21 protein-coding genes are annotated in these 20,570 nt (G+C 75.6%); 10 read left to right on the forward strand and 11 right to left on the reverse strand.

Translation table 11 applies throughout. The features are described from left to right. Nucleotides 1-160: 160 nt before the first annotated feature. From ACFWIC_RS12395 to ACFWIC_RS12405, 3 genes are all read right to left on the reverse strand, one after another. Nucleotides 161-775, reverse strand: a complete 615-nt coding sequence (locus ACFWIC_RS12395) for a hypothetical protein (protein WP_380518112.1) — start codon at nucleotides 773-775, stop codon at nucleotides 161-163. Nucleotides 776-943: 168 nt separating this feature from the next. Beyond that, complete coding sequence (locus ACFWIC_RS12400; RefSeq protein WP_329950351.1) at nucleotides 944-1,438, reverse strand: hypothetical protein; 495 nt, start codon at nucleotides 1,436-1,438, stop codon at nucleotides 944-946. Nucleotides 1,439-1,479: 41 nt separating this feature from the next. Further along, nucleotides 1,480-1,944 (reverse strand): hypothetical protein, encoded by a 465-nt coding sequence (locus ACFWIC_RS12405; RefSeq protein ID WP_380518115.1) that lies wholly within the window; start codon nucleotides 1,942-1,944, stop codon nucleotides 1,480-1,482. Between the two features lie 125 nt (nucleotides 1,945-2,069). Between ACFWIC_RS12405 and ACFWIC_RS12410 the strand changes: the two genes are divergently transcribed. The 7 genes from ACFWIC_RS12410 (at nucleotide 2,070) to mug (ending at nucleotide 9,768) form a co-directional block, all read left to right on the forward strand. Next, complete coding sequence (locus ACFWIC_RS12410) at nucleotides 2,070-2,429, forward strand: hypothetical protein (RefSeq protein WP_380518118.1); 360 nt, start codon at nucleotides 2,070-2,072, stop codon at nucleotides 2,427-2,429. 383 nt (nucleotides 2,430-2,812) lie between these two features. Next, the gene (locus ACFWIC_RS12415) at nucleotides 2,813-4,594 is read left to right on the forward strand and encodes an APC family permease (RefSeq protein WP_380518121.1); all 1,782 of its coding nucleotides are present in this window, start codon (nucleotides 2,813-2,815) and stop codon (nucleotides 4,592-4,594) included. Further along, entirely contained in the window at nucleotides 4,591-5,028 is a 438-nt protein-coding gene (locus tag ACFWIC_RS12420; RefSeq protein ID WP_329950348.1) for a hypothetical protein, read from the forward strand. Before ACFWIC_RS12415 ends, ACFWIC_RS12420 begins: the two co-directional genes overlap by 4 nt. A 154-nt stretch (nucleotides 5,029-5,182) precedes the next feature. Continuing rightward, nucleotides 5,183-6,535 carry a dipeptidase gene (locus ACFWIC_RS12425; protein WP_329950347.1) on the forward strand — a complete coding sequence of 451 codons (1,353 nt, stop codon included), beginning with the start codon at nucleotides 5,183-5,185 and terminating at the stop codon, nucleotides 6,533-6,535. Nucleotides 6,536-6,678: 143 nt separating this feature from the next. Then, nucleotides 6,679-7,797, forward strand: a complete 1,119-nt coding sequence (locus tag ACFWIC_RS12430) for an aminopeptidase P family protein (protein ID WP_329885447.1) — start codon at nucleotides 6,679-6,681, stop codon at nucleotides 7,795-7,797. A gap of 244 nt (nucleotides 7,798-8,041) precedes the next feature. After that, nucleotides 8,042-9,157, forward strand: a complete 1,116-nt coding sequence (locus tag ACFWIC_RS12435) for a phosphatase PAP2 family protein (protein WP_380353512.1) — start codon at nucleotides 8,042-8,044, stop codon at nucleotides 9,155-9,157. After that, nucleotides 9,154-9,768, forward strand: a complete 615-nt coding sequence (gene mug, locus ACFWIC_RS12440; RefSeq protein ID WP_380518126.1) for a G/U mismatch-specific DNA glycosylase — start codon at nucleotides 9,154-9,156, stop codon at nucleotides 9,766-9,768. Before ACFWIC_RS12435 ends, mug begins: the two co-directional genes overlap by 4 nt. A gap of 73 nt (nucleotides 9,769-9,841) precedes the next feature. Here the strand turns inward: mug and ACFWIC_RS12445 are convergent, their stop codons facing one another. Continuing rightward, entirely contained in the window at nucleotides 9,842-10,507 is a 666-nt protein-coding gene (locus ACFWIC_RS12445) for a response regulator transcription factor (RefSeq protein ID WP_329950344.1), read from the reverse strand. Then, nucleotides 10,504-11,841 (reverse strand): sensor domain-containing protein, encoded by a 1,338-nt coding sequence (locus ACFWIC_RS12450; RefSeq protein WP_380518218.1) that lies wholly within the window; start codon nucleotides 11,839-11,841, stop codon nucleotides 10,504-10,506. Before ACFWIC_RS12450 ends, ACFWIC_RS12445 begins: the two co-directional genes overlap by 4 nt. Before the next feature lie 280 nt (nucleotides 11,842-12,121). On the opposite strand from ACFWIC_RS12450, the gene ACFWIC_RS12455 reads away from it, so the two are divergent. Then, a complete protein-coding gene (locus tag ACFWIC_RS12455; protein ID WP_380353519.1) occupies nucleotides 12,122-14,038 on the forward strand; it encodes an FtsX-like permease family protein in 1,917 nt (638 codons plus the stop codon). Nucleotides 14,039-14,137: 99 nt separating this feature from the next. On the opposite strand, the gene ACFWIC_RS12460 is transcribed toward ACFWIC_RS12455, so the two are convergent. Beyond that, nucleotides 14,138-15,055: a LysR family transcriptional regulator gene (locus ACFWIC_RS12460; protein ID WP_329950342.1), complete on the reverse strand. Its 918-nt coding sequence runs from the start codon at nucleotides 15,053-15,055 to the stop codon at nucleotides 14,138-14,140. Nucleotides 15,056-15,324: 269 nt separating this feature from the next. Between ACFWIC_RS12460 and ACFWIC_RS12465 the strand changes: the two genes are divergently transcribed. Continuing rightward, complete coding sequence (locus tag ACFWIC_RS12465) at nucleotides 15,325-16,341, forward strand: NADP-dependent oxidoreductase (protein ID WP_329950341.1); 1,017 nt, start codon at nucleotides 15,325-15,327, stop codon at nucleotides 16,339-16,341. 63 nt (nucleotides 16,342-16,404) lie between these two features. On the opposite strand, the gene ACFWIC_RS12470 is transcribed toward ACFWIC_RS12465, so the two are convergent. Then, nucleotides 16,405-17,265: a sigma-70 family RNA polymerase sigma factor gene (locus ACFWIC_RS12470; protein WP_380353524.1), complete on the reverse strand. Its 861-nt coding sequence runs from the start codon at nucleotides 17,263-17,265 to the stop codon at nucleotides 16,405-16,407. 75 nt (nucleotides 17,266-17,340) lie between these two features. Between ACFWIC_RS12470 and ACFWIC_RS12475 the strand changes: the two genes are divergently transcribed. After that, nucleotides 17,341-18,042, forward strand: a complete 702-nt coding sequence (locus ACFWIC_RS12475) for an FMN-dependent NADH-azoreductase (protein WP_380518132.1) — start codon at nucleotides 17,341-17,343, stop codon at nucleotides 18,040-18,042. 66 nt (nucleotides 18,043-18,108) lie between these two features. On the opposite strand, the gene ACFWIC_RS12480 is transcribed toward ACFWIC_RS12475, so the two are convergent. From ACFWIC_RS12480 to ACFWIC_RS12495, 4 genes are all read right to left on the reverse strand, one after another. Then, nucleotides 18,109-18,510 carry a YccF domain-containing protein gene (locus ACFWIC_RS12480; RefSeq protein WP_329885741.1) on the reverse strand — a complete coding sequence of 134 codons (402 nt, stop codon included), beginning with the start codon at nucleotides 18,508-18,510 and terminating at the stop codon, nucleotides 18,109-18,111. 135 nt (nucleotides 18,511-18,645) lie between these two features. Continuing rightward, complete coding sequence (locus ACFWIC_RS12485) at nucleotides 18,646-18,924, reverse strand: hypothetical protein (RefSeq protein WP_329885455.1); 279 nt, start codon at nucleotides 18,922-18,924, stop codon at nucleotides 18,646-18,648. Nucleotides 18,925-19,080: 156 nt separating this feature from the next. Next, nucleotides 19,081-20,034, reverse strand: coding sequence for a M48 family metalloprotease (locus tag ACFWIC_RS12490; RefSeq protein ID WP_329950338.1), 954 nt, complete (start codon nucleotides 20,032-20,034; stop codon nucleotides 19,081-19,083). 15 nt (nucleotides 20,035-20,049) lie between these two features. After that, nucleotides 20,050-20,508 (reverse strand): BlaI/MecI/CopY family transcriptional regulator, encoded by a 459-nt coding sequence (locus ACFWIC_RS12495; RefSeq protein ID WP_329950337.1) that lies wholly within the window; start codon nucleotides 20,506-20,508, stop codon nucleotides 20,050-20,052. Nucleotides 20,509-20,570: the final 62 nt, after the last annotated feature.

Genomic DNA, 20,570 nt, shown 5'->3' on the forward strand with positions numbered 1-20,570 from the left:
GGTCGGACGCCCCGGCCACCCCGGCTGCCGGCCCCCCGGCTGCCCCGGTTTCCGACCCCCCCGCGGAAGCCCCCGCACCCCCGCCCGCCGCCCCCACCCCCCCCCCCGGGGGCCCGCCCGCCCCCCCCCCCCGGGGCCGCCGTCGTGCGGGCGGGCGCCGTCAGTGGGGAGCGGCGACACCGGGCAGGGGGCGGGCCTGGAGGAGGGCCTGGACCTGGGCCTGCGCCTGGGCCTTGAGGAAGGCCAGTTGGTCCGCCGGCGGGACGGTCGGGGTCGCCGGGGGGTCGACGGTCGGGGGCGGGACGGGGGCCGTCACCGGTGGGGGTGCGGGCAGTTGGCCGATCAGGGCCTGAACAGTCGCCTCCAGCGAGGCGAGGAGTTGCTGGAGGGGCCCGAGGTCGGGCGCCCCGAGCAGCGGAGCGACGGTCGAGAGCAGGCCGTCGACCAACTGGAGGACTCCACCGAGGGCGGCCGTCGGATCGGGGACCGCGGGAGCGGCCGGGACGGCAGGAGCGACCGGGGCCGCCGGGGCCGCCGGGATGGCCGGCAGGGCGAACAGCGTCGAGAGATCCGGCAGGGACGGGAGGGCCTCCGCACCGGGCACCGCGGGGGCGGCCGGGACGGGCAGGGGGAGGTCGACGGGGACCGCGAAGGTGCTGACGTGGGCGGGGGCGACCGCGGCTCCGTTGCCGGCGGCGGTGGCGGAGGTCGCCGTGGCGACCGGAGCCAGCACAAGGGCTGCGGTCAGCGCGGTGGCCATCCAGGTGGCACGCATGGGTGATGCTTTCCTCTCGGTACGAATCAGGCGAAATGCCTGATTCACACCGTGGGGCAGGCCAGTTGGCCCAGCCACCGCGTGTACGCCGAACGGTGCACGACACGCGGCGACCGGCGGCGACACGCCGTCAGGCGGTCGGCGCCGACCGCTCCCCGGGGTGACGGGTCAGCGGGCCGACGCCCAGGAGGCCGTGCTGCGGTGCTCGCCGAGGCCGACGGCGTCGAACTCGTCGCGGTGGGCGGCGTCCTCCACCCGGGCCCCGAGCCTGCGCAGGACGCGGGAGATCGGACTGCCCTCGGGCGGCGTGGGTTCGAACTCGCCACCGGCGAGCGGGCCGAGGTCGAGCCGGCCGTCGGCCCAGACGGCGGCGCGCTGGGTGCCGGTGCCGCCGAAGAAGTTCGCCTCGACGCAGGCGATCGGGCCGGCCTTGGACCAGGCGGCGAGCCTGCGTTCGAGGCCGTCCGGGAACCAGGCGAAGCCGACGGCTCCGGTGGTCGCCGACTCCTGCCCGCCGAGTCGCAGCGAGGCCAGGAAGGCTGGTGTCGCCGGGATCATCGCCAACCCCTGGGCCAGCGGTCGGGGGCGGGCCGCCGGAACCTCGGCGGCCGCCACTGCGACCAGCTCCGCCGAGCCGATCAGCGCCTGAAGTTCGTATGACATTCAGTCATCCTGAACCATGGCACTGACAGTGCGCCCGGCGTTTACGATTCCGTGCCCGGCCGGGTACCGCTTCGAGAGCCGGCCGGCGGGGGACCGGCGGCCTCCGGCGGATCGGCCGTCCCGGCCGGGACGGCTGCGTCCGGCCGGACCCCGTACAGCAGGGCGAAGACGGCCACCTCCACCGCATCCGCCGACGCGCTCTGCCCTTCGGCGTGCAACTCGGCGAACACGTGCTTGAGTTGGGCCCGGAGCCGGACCAGCCGCTCGGGGCTGAGCCGCAGCGTGACGTGCGAGAACAGCCCGGGGAGGCCGACCGAGCCCTCCTGCGGGGTGGAGAAGTCGCCCTCTCCGGATCGGCACCGCCGTCGTCCTCGGGTCCACGGCGGCGCGGTCGCCGACCGGTACGACCGCCGGCGGATCCTGATCGCCGCCGACGGCACCCGGCTGCTCGCCTCCGCGAGCGTCCCGCCGGCGATGGCCCTGGACCGGCCGACCCTCGTCCACACCCTGTCCGGTGGCCGTCGTGATCGGCGCGACCGTCGCGTACAGCGGTCCGGTCCGGCTGCTCGCGGTGCGCTCGGTCGTCCCGCCCTAGCAACTGAGGCAGGCGCCGGCGCAGGACGAGGCGCGGATGAGCGGCGCGGGGCCGGTCGGGCCGCCGCCGGCGGGGGCACTGTTCGGGCCCGGCCGGGGCGCACCGTACATCGGGACGGCGCTCGCCTCGCTGCTCGCGCTGGCCTCGGCCCTGCTGGTCCGGTTCCCGAACCGCCCGGGAGCGGCGGACGCGAGCCCCCCGGCGCAGGACTCCCCGGAGAAGGACGGCGGTGCCCTCGCCGGCTTCCGCTTCCTCGCCGCCAACGCCTTCCTCCGCCCTCGCCGTCGTCCTGGTCCTCGACGTGGCGGCCACCCCGATGTTGCCGCCCCGGTGATGGTGATCCCGCGCGGGCAGGGTACGTCGAGCGGCGGGATCGGGCCGGCGCCGGCCGGGTAGGCCGTCGGGGCACTGGCCGGCGCGTTCCTGGTGGGCCGGCTGCACCGGCTGGCGGGCCCCGGCGTGCTACTGCTCGCGGTGGCCAGGGTGCCGGTCCCGGCGACCCCCGCCCCGCCCGCCGGTCCACCGCCTCGCCCGACCACCGGTACACCGGCCACCGGTACACCGCCCCACCGGTCCGCCGACCCGAAAACCGGACGGCGGGCCGGCCGCACTCCTCCGCCCACCCCTGAGAGTCGATCACCCGTGCGGGTGCACGCCGCATGCGGCGTCACCGGCAACCGGGTGAACTGGCCGGGTACGGCCCGCCCCGGGGCCATCCCCGGGGCGGGCTGCTGGACCAGGCCCGCCGAACCAGACCCGCCGGGCCCCGAGGAGGACTGATGAGTTCCATGGACGTGCCCTCGTCCGGTCGTGGCAGTCCCGGTACGGGCGGGCCGGGAGGAACGGGACCGGGCGGAGCGGGTCCCGGAGGCGCCGGCACCGGCCCGGCCACCCGGCAGCGCACCGGCGCGGTCGCGACCAGGCTCGCGAGCGCGCCCCGGATGTCCTGGCTGACGCTCGCCCTGATGACGACCAGCTCGGTGGCCAGCCTCCGCTCCGCCCCGACGATGGCGGTCTACGGCCTCGCGTGCGTCTTCCTCTACCTCCTCCCGGCGGTCGTCTTCCTGCTCCCGACCGCGCTGGTCTCCGCCGAGCTGGCGTCCGGCTGGGAGGGCGGTGTCTACCGCTGGGTGTCGGAGGGCCTGTCGAAGCCGCTCGGCTTCCTGGCCGTCTGGTGCCAGTTCGCGATGACGATCTTCTACTACCCGTCCCTGCTCGCGTACGTGGCGTCGACCATCGCCTACGTGGTCAACCCGGCGCTCGCCAGCAACGGCCTGTACACCGCGATCGTGATCATGGTGCTGTACTGGACCGGCGTCTGGGTCTCATCGCGCGGCACCAAGGCCGTGGCCGGCCTCTCCTCGATGGGCCTGGTGATCGGCACGCTGATCCCCGGCGTGCTGCTGGTGGTGCTCGGTCTGGTCTTCCTCGGCCAGGGCAACCCCTCCGCCGCGCCGATGAACGCCGCGCACCTGTTCCCGCAGTGGACCGGTCTGGCCAGCCTGGTGCTGATCGTCAACAACTTCCTCAGCTACTCCGGCATGGAGATGAACGCGGTGCACGTCTCCTCGCTCCGCGACCCGGCCAAGGAGTTCCCGCGGGCGATGTTCACCTCCTCCGGGATGGTGCTGGCGATCTTCATCCTGCCGGCGCTGGCGATCAGCTGGGTGGTGCCGTCCAGCGAGCTCAGCCTGACCGCGGGCGTGATGCAGGCCTTCGACTCGTTCTTCCAGTACTTCCACATCGGCTGGCTCACCCCGGTGATCGCGGTGGCGCTGGTCTCCGCCTCGCTCGGCGGCATGCTCACCTGGCTGGCCGGACCGTCCAAGGGCCTGCTGATGATCTCCCGGCAGGAGGGCTACCTGCCGCCGTTCCTGCAGCGGCTCAACGGGGAGGGGGTCCAGCAGAACCTGCTGGTCACCCAGGGTGTGGTCACCACCGTCATCGCCCTCGCGTACGCGCTGATCCCGAACGTCTCCAGTGCCTACTGGATCTTCTCGGTGATCACCACGCAGGTGTACCTGATCGTCTACCTGCTGATGTTCACCGCCGCGATCCGGCTGCGCCGCACCCAGCCCGACCACCCGCGCGGCTACCGCGCGCCGGCGCTGGTGCCGATCGCGGTGACGGGCCTGATCGCCTCGGCCGCCGCGATGGCGATCGGTTTCGTCCCCTCCTCGCAGTTCGGCAGCGGCTCGGTCTGGTCGTACGTGGTGATCGTCGGCGGCGGTCTGGCCCTGCTCGGGCTGGTGATCCCGTACCTGTTCCTGCGGCTGCGCAAGCCCGAGTGGCGCTCGCCCGACGCGCAGGCGGAACTCGCCGAGGTGGAGGCCGCCGAGAGGTCCTCCGCCGAACGGTCGACCGCCGAGAGGTCGGCCGGCAACCGGCCCCACGACGGCGGACCGGCGGACCACGTCGGCCCCGGCAGCACCCACGACGACCCCCGCGGACCCGACGGACCCGGCACCGGACCCGACGGCGGGCCGGGCGGACCCGGCACCGGACCCCACGGCGGACCAGACGGACCCGGTACCGGCGGTACCCCCGGAGGTGCGTCATGACCCGCAGCCTGATGGCCTCCCAGCACCGCTGGATCTACATCGGCGCGATCGTCCTCCTGGTCGCCATGCTGGTCACCGGCCTCCTGACCTACTCCCAGCTGCGTTCCACCAACGAGGCCAACCGCAAGGCCCAACAGCTCTCCGAGGCACTCGGCGCGGCCGGCTACCCGGTGCCCTCCCAGAGCCAGATCGTGCACACCCTCGGCGAGGACGGCGGCGCCGTCTGCCAGGACCCGGCCGACTCGCTGACGCAGGCGCAGTGGAAGCACGGCATGTCCAACGGCGCGGGCGGCCCCGGCCAGCGTCCGGTGCTCTCCGACCGCGAGGTGATCCTCGCCGAGACGATCGTGCTCTCGGTCTACTGCCCGGACAAGCTCTCCGCCATCAAGGACAAGATCGACGACCTCAAGCTCCACGACACCGTGCGCAACTGACGCCCGACAGCGCCGGCCACCGACCCGCCGGCACCTGAGCCGCGCACCTGAGCCGCCGGCAACCGGCAACCGACCCGCCGGCACCCGACCGGACCCGACAGCCGGCCGGACCCGACAGCCGGCCGCCCCACCTGCCCCGGAAGGAGCCGAACCCATGACCGACGAACTCGCCGGCCGGATCGCCGCCCTGATGCCCCGCGCCAAGGCCGACCTGGCCGAACTGGTCGCCATCCCCTCCGTCGCCGACCCCCGCCAGTACCCGCCGGAGAAGTGCCGCCAGGCCGCCGAGTGGGTCGCCGCCGCCTTCGGTGAAGCCGGACTGCGCGACGTCCACCTGGAGGAGACCCCGGACGGGAGCCACGCCGTGGTCGGCCACCGTCCGCCCCCGCCCGGCGCACCGACCGTCCTGCTCTACAGCCACTACGACGTCCAGCCCCCGCTCGACGACGCCGCCTGGACCTCCCCGCCGTTCGAGCTGACCGAGCGCGAGGGCCGCTGGTACGGGCGCGGCACCGCCGACTGCAAGGGCAACATCGTCATGCACCTCACCGCGCTGCGGGCGCTCGGCGACGACCTCCCGGTCGGCATCAAGCTGGTCGTCGAGGGGTCCGAGGAGCAGGGCACCGGCGGCCTGGAGGCCTACGTGCCGCCGCACGCGGGCGAGTTGCACGCCGACGCCCTGCTGGTCTGCGACACCGGCAACGCGTCGGTCGGCGTGCCCACCGCCACCACCTCGCTGCGCGGCCTCACCAACGTGGTGGTCACGGTCGCCACGCTCAAGGGCGACGTGCACTCCGGCATGTTCGGCGGTCCGGCCCCGGACGCGCTGGCCGCGCTGATCCGCGTCCTCGACACGCTGCGCGACGCCGAGGGCGGCACGCGGATCGACGGCCTGGACAGCACCGGTGGCTGGAGCGGCGTCGGCTACGACGAGCAGCAGTTCCGCACCGACGCGGGAGTCCTGGACGGCGTCCGGCTGACCGGTTCCGGCAGCGTCGCCGACCGGCTCTGGGCCCGCCCGGCCGTCACCGTGCTCGGCATCGACTGCCCGCCCGTGGTCGGCTCCGCCGCCGCCGTCCCGGCGACCGCCCGGGCTCGGGTCAGCCTCCGCGTCCCGCCCGGTACGGACCCGCAGGCCGCGCAGGAGGCCCTCGTCGCGCACCTGAAGGCCGCCGCGCCCTGGGGCGTGCACGTCGAGGTGGCCCCGGAGAGCACCGGTTCGCCGTTCCGGGCCGCCACCGGCGGGCCCGCGTACGCGGCGCTCGACAAGGCCGCGCAGGAGGTCTACGGACGACCGCTCTCCTTCCTCGGCCAGGGCGGCTCGATCCCGCTCTGCAACGTGTTCGCCAGGACCTTCCCGGAGTCGGAGATCATCCTGATGGGCGTCGAGGAGCCGCGCTGCCTGATCCACGCGCCCAACGAGAGCGTCGACCCCGGCGAGATCGAGCACATGGCGCACGTGGAGGCGCTGTTCCTCAAGCACTACGCCGACTCGCCCAGGCCGTAACGGAGTTGACGCCGGCCCGGGCGGTCGAGCCCCGGCCGGACACCGCACCCCCCGGACATCGGCCCCCGGACATCGCACCCCCGGACATCGACCGCCCGGGCTCCGACCGCCCCGGAGCGCTCGCCCCCACCAGGAGACCTCGCATGCCCCGACCCTTCACCACCGAGGACTACCGAGCCCGCCTCGACCGGGCGGCCTCGGCCGCCACCGCCGCCGGGCTGGCCGGCCTGGTCGTCGCCCCCGGCCCCGACCTCGTCTACCTGACCGGGTACCAGCCCACCGCGATCACCGAACGCCTGACCGCCCTCGTCCTCGGCGCCGGGCACGAGCCCGCCCTGATCGTCCCCGTGCTGGAACGCCCCGACGCCGAGAAGGCGGCCGGCGCCCCCGCCGTCCGGCTGCTCGACTGGACGGACGGCCAGGACCCGTACGCCACCGCCGCCCCGCTGCTCGACCGGGCGGGCCGGTACGGCATCTCCGACAACGCCTGGGCCATGCACCTGCTCGGCCTCCAGGCCGCCCTGCCCGGCACCGGCTGGACCTCGCTCACCGAGACCCTGCCGATGCTGCGCGCCGTCAAGGGCCCGGACGAGCTGGAGCGCCTCGCCGCGGCCGGCGGCGCCGCCGACGCCGCCTACCGGGGCATCCTGGAGGTCGAGTTCGCCGGGCGCCGGGAGACCGACGTGGCCGCCGACCTCAGCGCGCTGCTCATCCAGTACGGGCACAGCCAGGTCGACTTCACCGTGGTCGGCTCCGGCCCGAACGGCGCCGACCCGCACCACGAGGCCGGTGACCGGGTCATCGAGTCCGGTGACACCGTCGTGCTGGACTTCGGCGGTCTCAAGGACGGCTACGGCTCCGACACCACCCGGACCGTGCATCTCGGCACCGACGTCCCGGCCGAGGTGCGGAAGGTCCACGACGTCGTCCGGGAGGCGCAGCAGACGGCGTTCGAGGCGGTCCGGCCCGGGGTGAGCTGCCAGGAGATCGACCGGATCGCCCGACGGGTCATCACCGAGGCCGGGTACGGCGAGTACTTCATCCACCGCACCGGCCACGGCATCGGGATCACCACGCACGAGCCGCCGTACCTGGTCGAGGGCGAGGAGCAGCCGCTCGTCCCCGGCATGTGCTTCTCGATCGAGCCGGGCGTCTACCTGCCGGGCCGGTTCGGGGTGCGGATCGAGGACATCGTGACGGTCACCGAGCAGGCCGGGCGGCGGTTCAACAACACCCCGCACGAGCTGGGCATCGTGTCCTGAACCTCCGGGGCCTCGAACCTCCGAAGCCCCGGGGCTCCCGACCGCCCCGACCCCGGACCGCCCTCGCACCCCCGCCACCGAACACCCGTGCGCCAGAAGGGCCGGGTGCACGAACACCCGAACGACCGGGACCCCGCTCCGCGGGCCCGCCGTTCCGCCGCACGGGGCATTTCTGAGGTCTACCTGAAAGGACGGCCGTTCGCACCGAGAGTTCTCCAAGAATGCCTTGCTAGCTTCGACCGGCATGACCAGAATGCTGCGACCGGCGCCGCCGTCCCCTCCCGCGAGCGCCGGGCGGCTACGCCCGGCGACCGGCACCCGGAACGGCGCCCGCTCCGGTGCCCTGTCCCGGATCCGGCTGCTGGCGTGGCCGCTCTACCTGCTCGCCCTCCTCTGGTACGTCCGCGCCTACGGGCTGCCGTACTCCAACGACGTGGTGTTCCTCTGGCTGATCGGCGCGCTGCTGGCCGCCGCCGTGCACAGCGGCCACGGCCCGCGCGGCTTCCTGCTCGTGCTGCGCGACTGGGTGCCGGTGATGGCCGTCGTCTGGACGTACTCGCTGCTGCGGGGCTACGGCGCGCACACCCCGTGGGGCCCGTACCTGTGGCCGCAGCAGCGGGCCGACGAACTGATCGGCCTGGGTGAGACCCTGACCGTCCGGCTCCAGCACGGGCTGTACACACCCGGCTCGCCGCACTGGTACGACTACGCGGCGGTCGCCGTCTACATGTCGCACTTCTTCCTGGTCTTCGTGGTGCTCGCGGTCCTCTGGCGCCGTCGCCACGACCGGTTCCGGCACCTGCTCACCTGCTACCTCGCGCTGACCTTCGCCGGCTTCGCGACGTACATCCTCTACCCGGCCGTCCCCCCGTGGCTCGCCTCCCAGGAGGGCCACCTCCCGGCGCTGACCCGGGTGGTGTCGGACGTGCTGACGGAGAGCGGGCTCCCCCGGGCCGGGTCGATCTTCGAGAACGGCAGCCGGTTCGCCAACGACGTCGCCGCGATGCCCTCGCTGCACTCGGCGTACCCGGCGATGCTGCTCTTCTTCTTCTGGCCGACGGCCGGCCGTCGGCTGCGCATGCTGCTGGTCGCGTACCCGCTCGCGATGACCTTCACCCTGGTGTACGGCGCGGAGCACTTCATCGTGGACGTCTTCGTCGGCTGGGCGTACGCGGCGGCGGTGGTGTACGGCGTGCAGTGGCTGCGGACACGGCGGCGGGCCCGGTCCCTGGCGGCGACCCGCGCGGCGGTCCCGGCGACCGCCGGGGCCGGGTCGGCGGCACCCGCCCGGACGTCGGCAGAGGTGGCGGGCGCCCCGGCGGCCGGGGCACCGGCCACCACCGGCAGACTGGACGAATGACCGAGACGCCCGACGTGGAGAAGCCCGCGCGCCCGACGAAGCCGACCGCGGAACAGCTGTCCGCCGCCCGTGACACCACCATCGAGGACGTCTCCGCCGACGGCCTTCGGGTGCTGTTCTGCGGCATCAACCCCGGTCTCTGGTCGGGCGCCACCGGCCATCACTTCGCCCGTCCGGGGAACCGCTTCTGGCCCGCGCTGCACCGCTCGGGCTTCACCCCGCACCAGTTCAGCCCGGACGAGCAGCGCCGGCTGCTCGACCTCGGGCTGGGCATCACCAACGTCGCCCCGCGCGCCACCGCCAAGGCGGACGAGCTCACCGCCGAGGAGCTGCGCGAGGGCGGCGCCGCGCTCACCGCCCGGGTGCTGCGGCTGGAGCCGCGGGCCCTGGCGGTGCTCGGCATCGGCGCGTACCGGACGGCGTTCGGGCGGCGGACCGTGACGATCGGACGGCAGGAGGAGTCGATCGGCGGGACCGAGGTCTGGGTGCTGCCCAACCCCAGCGGCCTCAACGCCCACTACACCCTGGACGCGCTGGCGGCGGAGTTCGCGAAGCTGCGCGAGGCCGTCTCGCCCGCCCCGGACCCGGGCCCCCGCCCGGACGGGGCCTGACCGGACGGGCCCCCGCCCGGAGGGAGCCTGACCGGACGGGGCGCCCTCCCCGGCCGCCCTCCCGGTGGGCCCGTCACCCCCGGAGGAACCGCAGCACCGCCAGCACCCGGCGGTGCGACTCCTCCGCGGGCGGCAGGTCCAGCTTCATCAGGATGTTGCCGATGTGCTTGCCCACCGCCGCGTCCGACACCACCAGCTCCCGGCAGATCGCCGCGTTCGACCGGCCCTCCGCCATCAGCGCCAGCACCTCCCGCTCGCGCGGGGTGAGCCGCTCCAACGGGTCCCGGCGGCGGCGCAGCAGCTGCCGGACCACCTCCGGGTCGACCACCGTGCCGCCCGCCGCCACCGTGGCGACCGCGGCGACGAACTCCTCGATCTGGCCGATCCGGTCCTTCAGCAGGTAGCCGACGCCCGAGCCGTCCCCGGAGTCGAGCAGCTCCGCCGCGTACGAGTGCTGCACGTACTGGCTGAGGACGAGGACGGGCAGTCCCGGGCGGCGTTCGCGCAGGGCGACCGCCGCCCGCAGTCCCTCGTCGGTCTGGCCCGGCGGCATCCGGACGTCGGTGACGACGAGGTCCGGCGCATGCGCGCCGACCGCGGTCCGCAGCGCCTCGGCGTCGCCGACCGCGGCCACCACCTCGTGCCCGAACCGGGCCAGCAGGCCGACCAGCCCCTCGCGCAGCAGCACCCCGTCCTCGGCGACCACGATCCTCAGCGCGCCGGTTGCCTGCTCGTTCATCGTCCTGCTCCTCCGTCGGCCGGCGCCGCGGACGGGGCCGGGGTGCAGGGGATCTCCACCCGCACCAGGGTCGGTCCGCCGGGCGGACTGCTCACCGTCAGTGTGCCGTCCACGACCGCGACCCGGTCGGCCAGCCCGGTCAGCCCGCTGCCGCCCGACGGGTCGGCGCCGCCGCGGCCGTCGTCCGCCACCTCGATGGTCAACCGGCCGCCGGCGTACCGTCCGTCGACGGTCACCGCGCTCGCGCCGCTGTGCTTGGCGACGTTGGCGAGCGCCTCGGCGACGGCGAAGTAACCGGCCGACTCGACCGGCGCCGGCAGCCGCCCGGGCAGCGCGAAGCGGGTGGTGACCGGGATCGGCGAGCGGTCGCCGGCGTCCGCGCAGGCGTCCGGCAGACCCCGGTCGGTGAGCACCTGCGGGTGGATCCCGTTGATCAACTCCCTGAGCTCGGAGAGCACTTCTCCCGCCTCCCGGTGCGCCTCGGCGAGCCTCGCGGCCAGCGGACCGTCCGGCGGCGCGTCCAGCCGGGCCAGGCCGAGCGTCATCCGCAGGGCCGCCAACCGCTGCTGGGCGCCGTCGTGCAGATCGCGCTCGATCCGGCGCCGCTCCGCCTCGAAGGCGTCCACCAACCGGGCCCGGGAGCGAACCAGTTCACCGATCCGACGGTCCTGCCCGCCCGGTGCGAGCACCAGTCGCACCAGCGCCGCGCGGGCTGCGGCCACCGCCGCCAGCGGATAGCCGAGCAGGGGCGCCAGCAGCAGGCCGGCCAGCCCGAACAGGCCCGCCACCACCGGGGAGTGGACCTGCCACAGCTTGAGGACGTTCACCTGCTCGCCGTCCAGCAGGAGCATCGGCAGTGCGGCCAGCAGGTACCCGGGGACGGCGAGGGCGAAGCCGGCCACGGTCAGGTCGATCGGCCAGAGCACGCACGCGGCGAGCAGGGCGAAGCCCAGTTCGCGCCAGGTCGCCCGCTCGCGGTAGCGCAGCCGCAGCCAGGCCGCCAGGCCCGGGCGGTCGGGGACGAGGTGCGGATCCGGCACCGGCGCGTCCGCCACCAGCCGGACCAACCGCCGTTCCCAGGCCGCGACCGGCAGCCCGACCAACGCCAGCGCGGCGAGCAGCGGCAACCCGACCAGCAGCACCGCCAGCACTCCGGCGGCCACCCCGGCCACCAGGAGCCCGCCGCAGAGCAGCAGCCCCGTCAGCCCGGTCGTCAGCAGGTACGCCGCCGCCCGCCAAGGCGCCGACGACCGGAGGAACCCGGGCCGCGCCACCTGCCCCCACACGCCCGCCGGCCGCCCGTCCACCGGCCCACCCACCGGCCCGTCCGCCACCCCGTCCACCGCGCCGACTCCCCCTGCCCCGCGCCGGTCCGGTCCGGCTGCACCAGCGGCCCACCCTAGGCACCCGGGCGGCGGGCCGTCGGTAGGGCCAGGCCTACCGTTCGCTCGCTCCGGCCCCGCCCCGCTCGCTCCGGCCCCGCACAGGAAGTCGGCGGGCCCGACGTCCGGTGCGGCCACCCCCCGCTCCCCCTACGGGTAGGGCCCGCCCTACCTCCCGGAGTGGCCCCCGGCCTGCTGCCCCGCACCACCCCGCGGCGGTTCGCTGGACCCCATGAGAATGCTGCGGATCGCGCTCAAGTCCCTGAAGGCACGCTGGATCTCCCTCCTCGGAGCCTTCCTCGCCCTCGCCCTCGGCGTCGCGATGACCGCCGTCATGCTGCTCGGCCTCGCCGCCGCGCTCGGCACCCCCGGCGGCCCGGGCGGCGAGGAGCTGGTCTCGCTGGTCGCCGCCCTCGGCACCGCCGGCGGGGTGAGCGCGTTCGTCTCGGCGTTCGTCGTCGCGTCCACGTTCTCCTACGCCGTCGCCCAGCGGCGCCGGGAGCTGGGTCTGCTCCGGCTGGCCGGTGCCACCCCCGCCCAGGTCCGCCGTACCGTGCTGGCCGAGGCGCTGCTGCTCGGCGCGGTCGCCTCCGCAGCCGGCTGCGCGCTCGGCCGGCTCGGGGCGCCGGTGCTGCTCCGCAGGCTGGCCGGCGTGGGGATGGCCCCGCCCGGTTTCGCCCTCGGCCCGACCGGCTGGCCCCTGTTCACCGCGTTCTGGACCGGCCTGCTGGTCGCCCTGTGCGGTGTCGCGGTGGCCGCCCGCCGGGCCGGCCGGGTCGGCCCGCTGGACGCCCTGCGCACGGCCGACCTCGACGCCGGTGTGCTGACCGTCGGGCGCCTCGTCACGGGGCTCGGCCTGCTGCTGACCGCGGCCGTCCTCACCGCCGCCGCGCTCGCCACCGACCCCGTCGACCTGCTGCACCGCAAGACCTACACCACGCAGCCGATGTGGCTGATCTCCGCGTGCGGCCTGCTCTCCCCGCTGTTCGCCCCTCCCCTGGTCCGCGCCCTCGGCCGGCTCGCCCCGGCCCGGTTCACCGGGTACGCCGGGCGGCTGGTCCGCGCCAACGCCGCCGCCGCGCTCCGCCGGACCGGCGCGGTGGCCGCGCCGGTGCTGGTGTCGGTGGCGCTGACCGGTTCGCTGGCGGGTGCGCTGGACACCGTGAGCGCCGCCCGCTCCGCCGAGGCCCGCGCCCGTACCGCCGCCGACCTGGTCGTCGTCCCCGCCGACGGCGGCGCACCCGACGCGACGGCGGACGCCCTGCGTGCCGTCCCCGGCGTGACCCTGTCCCCCACCGGTCCGACCCGCCTCTCGCTGGTGGAGCCGGACGGCGTGGTGGTCCGCTCCGAGGCGCGGGTGGCCGACCCGGCCGGGCTCGCCGCCCTCGCCCGGCTGCCCCTGCTGGCCGGTTCTCCGGCCGACCTCGACGACGGCTCTCTCGTCCTGCCGGCGGAATGGGGGCGCACGACGATCGGCGAGCCGGTCCCGGTGGTCCGGGCCGACGGCAGCCGGGCGACCCTGCGGGTGGCCGCCGTGCTGCGCGACGGCCTCGGCGACAACGGGCTGTACGTCACCGCCGCCAACGCGCCCGGCGCCCGCACCGACCGGATCGAGGTGCGCCTGGACCACCTCGCCGACGCCGAGCGGGTACGTGCCGCCGAACAGGTACGGACCGCCGCGCGGGCGTCCGGCGCGACGGTGTTCAGCCGCGAGGACTGGCTCGCCGCCACCGCGCCCGCCAAGGCCCGGACGGCCTGGCTGCGTACGGTGCTGGTGCTCGGTCTGGCCCTCGTCTACACGGGCATCGCCCTCGCCAACACGATCCTGACGGCCACCGCCGACCGCCGTCGCGAACTCGCCCTGCTCCGCCTGGCGGGTGCCGGCCGGGCCCAGGTGGTGCGGCTGGTGACCGCCGAGTCGGTGCTGGTGGTGGCGGTCGGCGCGGTCCTCGGCTGCGCGGTGACCGCCGTCCAGCTCGGCACCATGCACGGCGCGGCGGCCCTGCTCGGCACGCCGTCACCGTGGGTCCTGCCCTGGCGGCCGGTCGGCCTCGTCGCCGCCGGCGCCGTCCTGCTCGCGGCACTCTGCGCCGCCCCGGCCACCGCCTGGGCCCTGCGTTCCCGCCCGGTCACCGCCGCCGCCCGCTGAGCCACTGAGCCACTGCCCGTTGAGCCGCCGGTCCGGCCGGTCGGGGGACGGCCCCGCCCCCGCCCCCGGTCGTCGGCGGCCCGGGCCGGGCCGCCGTCCTCACACCGCGACCAGGCCCGCCGGCAGGGTGAGGCCGCGCAGCTCCCGGATCAGCGCCCGCACCGCCGCCGTGCCCGCCAGCTCCGGCGTCGTCACGTATCCGACGTGGCGGCTCGGCGGACGCGGCCCGAGGTCGGTGAGTGCCAGCCCGGCCGGGGCGCCGAGCAGGGCGGTCCGGGGCATGATCGCCATCCCCAACCCCTGCGACACGAGCGAGACGGCCACCGTGTCGTCCTCGACGTCGATGGTCGCGGGCGGGATCCAGTCCTGCCGGTCCCACCAGTCCCGGGTGTACGAGCCGCAGTTCTCGTCCCAGTCGACCAGCGGCAGCCCGTGCGGTGCCGGGTGGCCCACCGGGTGCACCAGCGCGTACTCCTCCTCGAAGAGCCGGACGGAGAGCAGCCCGGGCACCGGTGGCGGCACGCTCGCGTCCAGGGTGGCGAGCCCGAGGTCGGCACGGCCGTCCGCGACCTCGCCGGCCGTGCCGCGCCCGATCTCACGGACGATCCGGACCTGCGGTGTGAGCCCCGGGTGGCGGGCGGCGAGCCGGGCCAGAACGGGCGGCAGCAGGTGCGCGGCGACGCTGCGGAAGGCGGCGATCCGCAGCGGCCCGGTGACCGCCCCGGCGTGGTCCCCCGCCCCCGCGGCCCGCACCTCGGGACCCATCGCCGCGAGCAGCCGCAGAACCCTCCGGGCGTACGCGACGGCCCGCACGCCCGCCTCGGTCGGGCGTGCGCCGTGGCGCCCGCGGTCGAAGAGCACCGCGCCGAGCTTCCGCTCGCAGGTGCGCACGGCGTGCGAGACGGCGGACTGGCTCGTACCCAGGCGCGCGGCAGCCGCCGTGAACCCCTGCGCCTCCTCCACCGCGACCAGGACCCGCAACTCGTGCGGGGCGAGGTCCGGACCCGGCTCACCCATGCCACTCACTCCTGCCACTCAGCCCGGTCGGTCGGCCCCGACCCTCGGTCCTGACCCTCGGCCCCGACCCTCGGTCCTGGCAGTCAGCCCCGGCAGTCAGCCCCGGCGCTCGTCCGGGCCACCCGTCGACACCGCCGAACCTACCTCCCCACCCGCCTTCCATCGATTCCGCTCATGGAACCGACCCACCCATCACCGCTGCCCCCTGCCCGGCTCCGCCCCGCCTCCCTACGGTGATCATCACCGCCCCAACGATCCCGGAGCCCACCATGCCCCGCCCCGTCGCCCACGTCGTCCACCTCGTCTCCCGCCCCACCGGCGCCCCCGGCGCCGAGAACTTCGCCTTCCTCGACGAGACCGTCCGGCCCCTCGCCGACGGCGAGGCCCTGGTCGAGAACGTCTACCAGTCCGTCGACCCGTACATGCGCGAGGAGATGGACGCGACCGGGAGCTGGGAGCTGCACGCCCCGCTGGAGGGCCGCGCCCTCGGCCGGGTGGTCGAGTCCCGGACGCCGGCCCTCCCCGTCGGCGCCCTCGTGCACCACCGCCGGGCCTGGCGCACCCTCTCGGTGGTCACCGCCGCCGAGACGACGGTCCTCCCGGACTTCGCGGGCGTCCCGCTCAGCGCCCACCTGGGCATCCTCGGCGGCACCGGCCTCTCCGCCTGGGTCGGCCTGACCCGGGTCGCCCGGCTGCAGCCGGGCGAGACGGTCTTCGTCTCGGCGGCGGCCGGCGGGGTCGGTACGGCGGCCGGCCGGATCGCCCGCCTCCTCGGCGCCGGCCGGATCGTCGGCAGCGCCGGCTCGGCCGCCAAGGTGCGGCACCTCACCGAGGACCTCGGATTCGACGCCGCCTTCGACTACCACGACGCCCCGATCGCCGACCGCCTCCGCGAGGCCGCCCCCGACGGCCTGCACGTGTACCTCGACAACGTCGGCGGCGACCACCTCGAAGCCGCCATCGCCGCCCTCCGCGACCACGGCCGGATCGCCTGGTGCGGGGCGGTCGCCCAGTACAACCGCCTCCAGTCGCCGCCGCCCGCCCCGCGCAACCTGTTCGACGTGGTCGGAAAGAGCCTGCGGCTGGAGGGCTTCCTGGTCCGCGACCACCTCGACGCCCGCCCCGAGCTGTACGACTTCCTCGTCCCGCACCTGCGCTCCGGCGCCGTCGTGCCCGACGAGACGGTCGTCGAGGGTTTCGACCGGGTCGTCGAGGCCTTCCTCGGCATGCTCCGGGGCGCCAACACCGGCAAGATGATCGTCCGGCTCGCCGACGTCCCCCGCTGACGGCACCGGGCCGGCAGCGGCTGCGGTCGGCTGCGGTCGGCGGTGACTGCCGAGCGGCGGCGGTCAGGGCAACAGCGTGATCTCCGTCCCGGCGAGCCGCGCCCGGTCCGCGACCACCTCGAAGCCCGCCACCCGCCCGTCCGCGACCGTCATCAGCAGGACCAGCCACAGGCGCCCGCCCGGCGCGATCGCCACCCCGATCCCGCCGTCCACCAGCACCGGCACGCCGAACCGCGCCCGCTGCCCGATCACCCGGGTCTCCCGGGCCACGGCGAGCGCGCCGCGCGCCACCGCCGGACGCCCGGCGGGCAGGGCCGCCGGGTCGGCCCGGCGCACCACGTCCGGCGCCAGGACCGCGAGCAGCGCGTCCAGGTCGCCGCCGCGCGCGGCGGCGAGGAACGCCTCCACCACCGCGCGGTGCCCGGCGGGCGGCGCCGGCTCCGCCCCCGCCGTCCCCCGGACCCGCTGCCGGGCCCGGCTGGCCAGTTTCTTCGCCGCCACCGGCGTCCGCCCGACGACCGGCCCGATCTGCTCGAACGGCACCGCGAACCCGTCGTGCAGCACGAACGCGACGCGCTCGGCCGGCCCCAGCCGGTCCAGCACCACGAGCATCGCCCGGCCCACCTCCTCGACCAGCTCCGCCTCCGCCTCCGGTCCTTCCACCACCGGTTCCTCGACGTGCGCCTCCCGCCTCCCGGCCCCCGCCCGCGCCCGCAGCACGTCCAGGCAGATCCGCGAGACGACCGTGGTCAGCCACCCCGGGAGGTTCGCCACCGCCGCCGCGTCCGCCCGCTCCAACCGCAGCCAGGCCTCCTGCACGGCCTCCTCGGCCTCCCCCGTCGAGCCGAGCATCCGCTGCGCGACCGACCGCAACCGCCCCCGCTCTGCCTCGAACCGCACCGCCAGTTCCTCGCGCCCGTCCATCGGTCACCTTTCCTCGCGCGGCCCCGTCACAGGGTTGACGATCCCCGCTCCACCGAGGTGACAAGGAGCCTCCCGATGACCGCCACCCCCGCCGTCCCCGCCACCCTGCTCCACCTGGACTGCAGCGCGAGTCCGCCCGGCGAGTCCGTCAGCCGCCGGCTGACCGCCCGCTTCGCCCGCGCCTGGCAGGCCCGCCACGGCACCGCCGGCTACCGTCACCGCGACCTCGCCGCCGATCCGGTCCCGCCGATCGGAGCCGCCTACGCCGCCCTCGGCGTCCGCGTCGAACGCCGCGGCACGGTCCCGCTCGCCGACGTCCGGGCCGTCGCCGCCTCCCCCGGCGAACGGGACGAGTGGTCCCTCACCCTTCCCCTGATCACCGAGCTCCGGGCGGCCGGCACCCTCCTGCTCGGCGTCCCGATGTACAACTTCACGGTTCCCGCCGCGCTCAAGGCCTGGATCGACCGGGTCACCTTCCCCGGCGCCTTCAGCGACCCCGTCACCGGCCGCAGCCTGCTCGCCGCCACCCGGGTCGTCGTCGTCACCGCCCGCGGCGGCGCCTACGGCCCGGGCACCCCGCGCGAGGCCTTCGACTTCCAGACCCCTTACCTGCGGGCGTACTTCGACAACCTCGGCGTCCCCGCCGAACACCTGAGCTTCGTCCACGCCGAACTCACCCGCGCCGACGACGTCCCCGCCCTCACCCCCTACCGCCCCCTCGCCGCGACCTCCCTCAGCGCGGCCCGCACCGCCCTCGCCGGCCTCGCCGCCGCCTGACCTCGTACGACCGGGCCGGCGAGGGTGTCGCCCTCGCCGGCCCGGTGACGTGCGTCGGTGCTCCGGCTACCGCGCGCCCCACGGCTCGTCGCTCGGGACGATCTCGCGGCCGAGCGGCATCAGCGAGACGGGGATCAGCTTGAGGTTCGCCCACCCGAACGGAATGCCGATGATCGAGATGAACAGCGGGATGCTGGTGATCAGGTGCGCCAGCGCCAGCCACCACCCGGCGAACACCAGCCAGATCACGTTGCCCACGAAGGACGGCGCCCCCGCGTCCGGCCGCTCCACCGCCTTGCGCCCGAACGGCCAGAGGACGAACCCCGCCAGCCGGAACGCGGCGATGCCGAACGGGATGGTGATGATCAGCACGCAGCAGATGATTCCCGCGATCACGTAGCCGATCGCCATCCAGATGCCGCAGAAGATCAACCAGAGGACGTTCAGGACGAAGCCGATCACCTTCATGGTTGGCACCCTCTCACGGTCGACGGTCGACCCCTATGACCAGCCATGCCCGCTGTGACCGGTGTCTACGCCGCCACGGAAAGCACTCCGCGCCGCCCGGGCTGGCCGGGCGGCGCGGAGCAGGGGCGGGGGCCGTCAGTCGCCGAGGCCGATGCCGGTGTCGGTGAAGGTGCCCGCGACGCCGTGCTGGCCGATGACCAGGATGCCGTCGAAGTAGCTGGCGCCGTCGGGGCCGAAGTGGACGCTGGTCAGGTGCAGGGCACTGCCGTCCGGGCCGACCGCGAAGGAGCCCTTGTCGAAGTGGGCGACGGGCACGGCGTCGCCCGCGGCGTCCGCGGAGGCGACGGTGGCGCCGCAGACGGCGAGCGGGAGGACGACGGCGGTGGCGGCGAGGATGCGGTGCATGGTGCGCATGGAAGAGCCCTTTCGAGGCGTTGGATTTCGGCCCGGTGGTGAACACCGGCTGTCACCATTCCGGCACGTGCGCACACGAACCGCTACCGGTGGAAGCCATCCGTGACCCGTCGGTCCGTCGACTCGTCACCCTCCGCACCGGGCGGGGCGGAGCCGCTACAGCGGGGTGACGGCCTTCAGGACGAGGAGCAGGGCCACCGCCGCGTTGAGCGCGGACACCGCCGAGGCGGCGGTGCCGAGGGCCGCCACGAGGGCGGCGAGCCCGGCGGGGGTGCGGGCGGGCGGCCAGTTGCGGGAGCTCGGGACGGGGCCGAGCAGGGCGGCGACGCGGCGGGGCACCGGGCCGGGACCGGGCGCGGCGAAGGCGGGGAAGGCCGCGTAGGCGGGCGCCCGGTGGGAGGCGAGGGCGGCGCGGGCCACGGCGCGGGCGGTGATCCGCCGGTCGCCGACGGCCTGGGCGGACTCCTCGTCGGCCCAGCGTTCGGCGCTGTAGGCCACGGCGCGCTGGAGCGGGCGCAGGAAGGGGTTGACGCAGCCGGCCAGCTGGGTGGCCAGCAGGTGGCGGTGGTGCCGGTGGGCGAGGTGGGCGCGTTCGTGGGCGAGCAGGGCGGCGCGCTCGTCGTCGGCGAGACCGGCGAGCATGCCCGTGGAGACCACCACGCGTCCGGGCGAACGGAGGGAGCCGGGCAGCGCGTAGGCGTACGGGGCGGAGTCGGGGAGCAGCGCGACGTCGGAGGCGCCGGGCAGCGCGCGGCCGAGCGCGCGCCGGGCACGGGCGCGGATCCGCAGGTGGCGGGCGACCGTCCGGACCAGGGCCACGAACACCACCGCGAGGACGAGGAGCGCCGCCGTGCCGACCGTCTCGTGGTACGGCAGGGCCGCCCGGACCTCCGGGTCGGACCAGCTGTCGGGCAGCGGGTTGCCGGGGATCTGCGCGGTGCCGACGACCCCGATCAGGCCGAGGCAGAGCGCGCTGCACAGCGCCATCACGATGCTGATCCCGGTCAGCAGGCGGGCCGCGCCGCGCGGGTGGAGGTGCTGCTCGGTGAGGCGCGCGATCGGCAGCGCCGTCAGCGGCAGGACGAGCGGGAGGAAGACGAAGACGCCCACGGTCGGTTCCCGGGCTCAGCTCTCGCGGTCGGTCGCCGACGGGCCGGGCGCCGCCGGGCCCGTCGTCGGCAGATCGGGCGCGGAGGCGCTGTCGAGCAGCGTGCGCAGCAGTTCCTCGTCGTGCGGGAGCAGTGCGGTCACGAAGCTGGCGAGCACGGCGTCCCGGTCGGCCTCGCCGTCGAGGACCCGGCGCATCCGGAGGGCCGCGAGGCCGGCCGCGTCGGAGGCGGCCTGCCAGAGGTAGGAGCGGCCGGACCGGGTCCGGGAGACGGCGCTCTTGGCGTGCAGCCGGGAGAGGATGGTCATCACGGTGGTGTACGCGAGGTCGCCGTCGAGGCGTTCCTGCACCCATCCGGCCGTGGCCGGGCCCGGCGCCTGCTGGAGCACGGCCAGCACCTGCGCCTCCAGCTCGCCCTGGCCGCGCCGCCGGGCCCGCGGGTCCCCGGCCGTCGGGGTGTTGGTGTCCTCTGCCATGCCGGTCATCCTAACGAGCAGGTAAAGGGAGCCCGGTCGCCGCCGGTGTCCGCGCCGGTCAG

This window comes from Kitasatospora sp. NPDC127035 (genome assembly GCF_042726075.1).
Classification (GTDB): domain Bacteria; phylum Actinomycetota; class Actinomycetes; order Streptomycetales; family Streptomycetaceae; genus Kitasatospora.